Genomic DNA, 2,219 nt, shown 5'->3' with positions numbered 1-2,219 from the left:
CCCATCTGAAAACGACCTCCCTCCACCTGAACCATATTCCCAACCAAACGACTCAATATCTCCTTCTGCTTGGGCGTCACCGAAGAGGACCAGCGTATACCCGACAATAACCCAAAGCCCAAGGTCACTACACTTTCTCCTCCCGTTTCCGTTACCTCTAGCTCCTTTTCCGTATGCTGTTCCCCCCGCTCGGCGCGAATCGTATGTATGCCGTAGGACAACTCCAGCTTCTGCGGAGAAACTCCAATCCGCTTTCCGTCTACATATAAAATATCGCCTTCCCGATCCGTCTGAAGGGTCACACTACGGCCGGAAGAAAGCGTCTCTTGAAGCGTCTGAAGTTTATTTTCTTCTATTTTAACCGTACGACGAACGCTAGCGTACCCCTGTTTACGAAGCTCCACTTCACGGTTGCTTATCAATAAATCCGTCACCGTCAAAGGAGTTTTACCATAAGAACGATTGTCTATCCATACTTCTGCATCCATAGGAGTAGTGATGACGTCCAGCTTCCCGTATATCGGTCGAGGCTGTAAAATCATTTCCACCGATTTCCCCGCACTTATCAATTCCTGACGTTTATCGGAACGGTGGGAAGCCTGACGAGCTTCCAGATCGTGAAGCCCTTCCATCAAACGCCCCCGGTATTTTCCTTTTCCCACAAACATTCCGTCAATATACAATTCCGCTGAGTCCGGAGCCGATAAACTTAATTCGGCAAAGTTCGGTTGCATCGTAAAAGCCACTACCGTCGTGTCCCCGTCCTTCACCTCCACCTCTTTTACCTGCGGCTGGTACATATCCAATTTCACCGTAATCCGGTGCACTCCGCTTGAAAGACGGGCCGTCGTCGCATTCGTCTTTAAACCGCTCTCTTCTCCGTCCACCATAATTTCCGCTCCCGTCTCCGGTTCCGTACGAACCGTCACATAACCAAAAGCCGGCGAAAGCGGTACGGACAATTGCTGCCGCCCTTCCTCCGTCAATTCCACTACTCCCGCTGCAGAATGGTAAAGCGGCAACTCCAGGCGGTAACGATATTTCCCCAGCAACAGTTTTTTCTGAAAGGGCGTGGTTCCCTGTAATTTGTCGTCCAGATATACATCTGCCCCCGAAGGCTCGCTCTGCAGAATCAGCCATCCACTTTGTAACTCCGCCTCTTCCACCACCGTATGTACCCGTCCCGTCGTCAACACCAACTCATACACACAGGCCTTTTCGATCCGTTCCGGATAAGCATAAGCCCGAAGCACGCCCAAATTATCGTGTTTGACGGTAAGATAACGGGAACCATAAGGTATAAAGACCCAATACTCTCCGATTTTCCGCTCTACGGTAACAATGCCGTTGCCGTCCCCGTCAAAATAAAAACCCTGTTCCGGCACGACGACCTTGATGAGAGCGCAGACATCCCCATTCTGATCCAGCCGATTTTCCGTACGGGCAGACAAATCATTTTCCAACTTCCGGAACGTTTTTACCGAAATCTGCTGAGCCTCGGCCAGAGAAAACCAACTCAACAATATAATACCTATTAACAACCTCATATGTGATCTATTCATTTTTATAATCCCTTTTGAACTTTCTCTTTTTTCCCCTCATTTTCTACAATAAACGAACGAATTAAGTAAAAATCCGGGTACTTCGTAAAAAACGATTCCATACCCCCTCTCCTTTTTCATCTCCTTCAACACAAAGGGTAAAAATTTTTACTTGCATAGTCCTATTTTTTATTCTTTTATACCCTTCCCACCCACCGTCTCTCGTCCGCCCTCCCTTTTGGGCAGATACAACCGCCCTTTCCGGGAGACCCTCCGTACGACTTCTCCCCTCTTTTTTAGCTCGATTTAAGACCGGAAGGTTGGGAACTAACATACTAACCGGAAGCCGAGGTCGTTGCCATGGTTGCCAAGCGCGCCGTTGCGAATCGACACGCGACAGCTCCAGGCTCCGATGTTCCAGCCACCGCCCCGACGCACCCAGTAAGAACCATCAGCAGCTCCTAACGGGTCTCTCTGAGGAGTAACACTATAACCTCCGTACCAGTCCTCACACCATTCCCAGACATTTCCACTCATATCATATAAGCCCAACTCATTCGGCTGTTTTTCACCTACCCGATGCGTACAATTCCCGGAATTACTCCCATACCAACCGACTTCTCCCAAATTATTACTACCCGAATATTTGTAGCCTTTGCTCAACCGGCCGCCACGGGC

Annotated in this window: 2 protein-coding genes; both read right to left on the bottom strand. The window is 49.3% G+C overall.

What is annotated here, in order from left to right; translation table 11 throughout:
* Positions 1-1,547, bottom strand: a 1,547-nt coding sequence (locus HMPREF9449_RS03925; protein WP_009135932.1) for a PEGA domain-containing protein, incomplete at its 3' end; no start/stop codon positions are given.
* A 321-nt stretch (positions 1,548-1,868) separates the two neighbouring features.
* A partial coding sequence (locus HMPREF9449_RS03915) for a formylglycine-generating enzyme family protein (protein WP_009135930.1) occupies positions 1,869-2,219 on the bottom strand: 351 nt, incomplete at its 5' end.

The sequence above is a fragment of the Odoribacter laneus YIT 12061 genome, from assembly GCF_000243215.1.
In the GTDB taxonomy this organism is placed as follows: Bacteria; Bacteroidota; Bacteroidia; order Bacteroidales; family Marinifilaceae; genus Culturomica; species Culturomica lanea.
The sequence above is the reverse complement of the archived record's forward strand: the minus strand, read 5'-3'. Positions and strand labels throughout refer to the sequence as shown.